The following is a 4679-nucleotide window of genomic DNA, read 5'->3' as shown; positions in this document are numbered from 1 at the left end:
CTTACTTAAACGCCCTCAGCGGCAAAGGGGTACACGTGATCACGGTTAACGATTACCTGGCGAAGCGGGATGCCGAATGGATGGGGCAAATACATCGCTTCTTGGGATTGAGCGTAGGGTTGATCCAAGCAGGCATGAATTCGACAGAACGCCAGAAAAATTATCAGTGCGATATCACCTACGCCACAAACAGCGAAATTGGTTTCGACTACTTGCGGGACAATATGGCCACATCTATGTCAGAAGTGGTACAACGTCCTTTTAACTATTGCGTAATTGACGAAGTTGACTCAATCTTAATTGATGAAGCTCGCACCCCTCTGATTATCTCAGGTCAAGTGGAGAAGCCCAGCGAAAAATATATTCGGGCAGCACAAGTGGCGATGGGATTGAATAAAGAAGACCATTACGAAGTAGACGAAAAAGCACGTAATGTCATCTTGTCAGATGAAGGGTTTGCACAAGCCGAGAAACTGCTGGAAGTTAACGACCTCTACGACCCTAACGATCCTTGGGCTCACTACATTTTCAATGCGATTAAGGCCAAAGAACTTTTTATCAAAGACGTGAACTATATCGTCCGTAATGACGAGGTAGTAATCGTAGACGAATTTACAGGTCGCGTGCTGCCCGGTAGGCGTTGGAGCGATGGTTTGCATCAGGCGATCGAAGCGAAAGAGCAAACAGAAATTCAACCGGAAACTCAAACTCTGGCTACGATTACCTATCAAAATCTTTTCTTGCTTTATCCGAAATTGGGTGGGATGACCGGCACTGCCAAAACGGAAGAAGCAGAGTTTGAAAAGATTTACAAACTGGAAGTAACTATCATTCCAACCAATCGACCCAATATCCGTGGAGATATGTCGGATGTGGTCTACAAAACAGAAGCAGCCAAATGGCGGGCGATTGCTGAAGAATGCGCGGAAATGCACCAACTCGGTCGCCCGGTATTAGTTGGCACTACCAGCGTTGAGAAATCAGAACTCCTGAGTTCCCTACTCCGGGAAAGAAACGTTCCTCACAATCTCCTCAATGCCAAGCCAGAGAACGTAGAACGCGAGTCGGAAATTATTGCCCAAGCAGGTCGCAAAGGAGCGGTGACGATCGCGACAAACATGGCCGGTCGCGGTACAGACATCATTCTCGGCGGTAACGCCGACTACATGGCGCGGCTGAAATTGCGGGAATACTTTATGCCCAGGATTGTACAGCAAGAGGAAGATGAATTTTCGATCCGGCGAGTTCCCGGCGCAGAAGCAGAACGCAGCGGTGGGATAGGTTTTGCTCCCGGTGCTACCAAGAAAGTAAAAACTTGGAAAGCATCAGCGCAAATTTTCCCCGTACAGCTATCGCGGGAAGCAGAAAAGATGCTCAAAGACGCTGTAGAAGTTGCTGTTTCCCAGTATGGAGAAAACAGCTTATCGGAATTAGAAGCCGAGGATAAGGTCGCGGTAGCATCCGAAAAAGCGCCCACCGAAGACCCCGCAATTCAAAAACTGCGGGAAGCTTACAACGAGGTTCGCAGGACATACGAGCAATACACCAGCAGCGAACACCAAGAAGTTGTGAAATTGGGCGGTTTGCACGTGATCGGGACGGAAAGACACGAATCTCGGCGGATCGACAACCAATTGCGGGGACGTGCGGGACGGCAAGGAGACCCAGGTTCGACTAAGTTCTTCTTGAGTTTGGAAGATAATTTGTTGCGGATTTTTGGTGGCGATCGCGTTAAGTCCATGATGGAGATGTTCCGAGTGGAAGAAGATATGCCGATCGAATCCGGTATGCTCACTCGCTCCCTGGAAGGTGCCCAAAGAAAGGTAGAAACTTATTACTACGACATCCGCAAACAGGTGTTTGAGTACGACGAAGTGATGAACAATCAGCGTCGCGCTATCTATGCCGAACGTCGCCGGGTGCTGGAAGGTCAAGACTTGAAAGAGCAGGTAATTAAATACGCTGAAAAAACGATGGACGACATCGTAGATGCTTATGTCAACCCAGAGCTGCCATCGGAAGAATGGGAATTAGGTAAGCTGGTGAGTAAGGTGAAGGAATTTGTCTATCTGTTGTCTGATATGGAAGCAAATCAATTAGAAGATTTGTCTGTAGGCGAAATCAAAACTTTCCTGCACGAGCAAGTGCGAATTGCCTACGACCTCAAAGAAGCCCAGATAGAACAAATTCAGCCGGGATTGATGCGTCAAGCGGAGCGATTCTTTATCTTGCAGCAAATCGATACCCTTTGGCGCGAGCATTTACAAGCAATGGATGCACTGCGAGAAAGTGTCGGTCTGCGCGGCTACGGTCAAAAAGACCCGTTGATCGAATATAAGAGCGAGGGATACGAAACTTTCTTGGAGATGATGACAGCAATTCGTCGCAATGTTGTCTATTCCTTGTTCCAATTTCAACCGCAGATGCAGTGAAAAGAGGGGCTAGGGATTAGGGGCTAGGGGCTAGAGCGCCAGTCCAGTAAAAGAGGTTGACAAAAGAAATAAGATGTGTGTGCATAGAAACCTCGGCAGGGCGAAGCATTCGGACATAAAAATTGTTGCAGATCGCGATCGATTGTCGCCCGAATGCTTCGCCCCTACACAATACATATTTCGTTGTTTTTGTCAATTTATTCTAGTGGACTGGCGTTCTAGGGAGTGGGGGAGTGGGGGAGTGGGGGAGCGGGAGAATAAATCTTTTCCCTTTTCCCTCTTCCCTCTTCCCTAGCCCCTAACCCCTAGCCCCTAGTCTCGCAGAGGAATGAGCAAGCGACTGAGGACTCTGCCATCATCTATTTGATAGAAGTTAAGCTCGCCTGCCATTTGTCTGACGATCGATTGACAAATCCGCAGATGGAGTCCGGGTGGTTTGTCCAGAGTGGAAGGAACGAGATCGTCAGAGGGTGCTTGTTGTAGCTCGGCAATGAGTACCGGGTCGATCGCTCCGTCATCTGTCACGGACAGCTCGATAAAACGATCGGGGGGATAATGATGGCTATGGGAGGGCGAAAGCTCTTCTTCGCCATAGCCTCTACTTTCATGTCCCAGCTGACGACACCAAATGTCAATCCGTCCTCCGGTGCGAACTCGATCGCACGCAGCCATCAATATTTCGTGAATTACTAATTCGATTTTGACAATATCTAATTTTTTGCTGAGGTTGGTAGTGAGGGCTTTCTCACCTTCGGTATCGTGGATTTGAGCCCAGATACGTTTTTGTTTGATTGCCGGATCGATACGATCGAGCGATCGCAACAACAAGCTGGTCAATCTAATTGAATCTTTTGTAGATGCAAAAGAAGCTGCGATTGAATTTTTTTCTGAATCTTCATCTTCAATTCCGTCATCCGACAAAACTTTGCCATTTTCTAATTCCCGATAGCCAATTTTCCACTGCTCATTGGCAAGCATAGAATAAATATAGATAGCCAGTCCACCATGACGCGAATCTTGCTTAGTCAACAAATCCTTAGAATTTTTAATTGCTGGGGAACTATGGAATCGCCCCGCAGGCTGGCGTAACTCTTTGACTGCTCCCTGACGGCTTAAATCTTCTACGAGCTCAATTTGGGGCGGCTGTAAATATTGCCGTGCCAAATCGGCAATTAAACGATGTTTATACCAATTTAAACATTGCAGTTCTTCTCGTTCTTCAGACAGAGAATCGATCAGCATCTTATAGCGACGCAACCATGCTAGCTGAGAGGTTAGCAAGCCGAACATCGGTAGAGCGCTGTTTGGCCAACTTCCAGTACCTTTTGCGACGATCGCCACCCCAGTAGGCTCGTGTTCCGGAGCGGTTTGCAGAGGCATAACCATAATCTCGCTAATGCCAGGGCCGGAAATCCAACTGCGCGTCGCTGGAGAAATATTTGTTACATCTTTGACTAAAAGACCATCAGATGCTAAAGCTTCTTGAATTAACTCGTCGCTGCGTATGGGGACAATAAAGTTTGAGTCGATCGCGAATTGGTAGTTGCTGACATCTGTAGTTAGGATGCGGCCTTCTTTGCTTCTGGGAGACCAGCTAACCAAAGCGGCAACGGGAGCTTGTAGCATAGTAGCAATCGATTGCAGAGCGGCTTTTTCTATATGCTCGAGCGAAAAAGCTTGCTGCATTGTGGTCAGACCCCATTGCAGAGACTGGTAACTTTTTTGTTGGCGATCGAGTTGTCCGATCAACCGCCGCTGGTTGATAATTAAGCCGATCTGCTGACTGACAACGCGGAAAATTTCTCGCTCGGCGCTAGTCCAGGTACGCGGATTTTCGCTGGTAACGATGAGGAGTCCTGTCAGGGGTCGTTTTAAACTTGTATTGCAGGTGAGAAGACTGCGAACTCCTGCTTCCAAAAACGCATTGCGAAAGCCCAGCAACTTCAAATCTGTTGATAAGTCTTCAATTGCTACTGCTTCAGGACTGCGTTCCAGCAGTTGCCAGTCTACATCGCTTAAGCTCGGTAGAGTCTGGGAAGAATCTTTTCCCCCTGTTTGAGAAACTATCGGTCGTCGATTGACTGGTTGGGTTTGAAAACAAATTTCAAAATGTTTCTGGTCTGGATCGAAAAGCAGCACCAAAAAGCGATCGACTTGCAGCCGCGTAGTTAGCTGTTCGGCACAGATTTTTAAAGTTTTTTGCCAATCTTCCTCACTTGTAATCGCAGAAGCTATTTCCGCTGTGAG

Annotated in this window: 2 protein-coding genes; one reads left to right on the top strand and one right to left on the bottom strand. The window is 47.7% G+C overall.

What is annotated here, in order from left to right; genetic code table 11:
* Positions 1-2432 (top strand): preprotein translocase subunit SecA (gene secA, locus H6S82_RS18895; RefSeq protein ID WP_191056550.1); only part of this gene is annotated, 2432 nt, incomplete at its 5' end.
* Between the two features lie 312 nt (positions 2433-2744).
* On the opposite strand, the gene H6S82_RS18890 is transcribed toward secA, so the two are convergent.
* Positions 2745-4679: GAF domain-containing protein (locus H6S82_RS18890; protein ID WP_191056549.1), on the bottom strand; the 1935-nt coding region annotated here is incomplete at its 5' end.

It is taken from the genome of Planktothrix sp. FACHB-1355 (assembly GCF_014748295.1).
In the GTDB taxonomy this organism is placed as follows: domain Bacteria; phylum Cyanobacteriota; class Cyanobacteriia; order Cyanobacteriales; family Aerosakkonemataceae; genus Aerosakkonema; species Aerosakkonema funiforme_A.
This window is presented reverse-complemented; position numbering and strand designations above follow the sequence as displayed.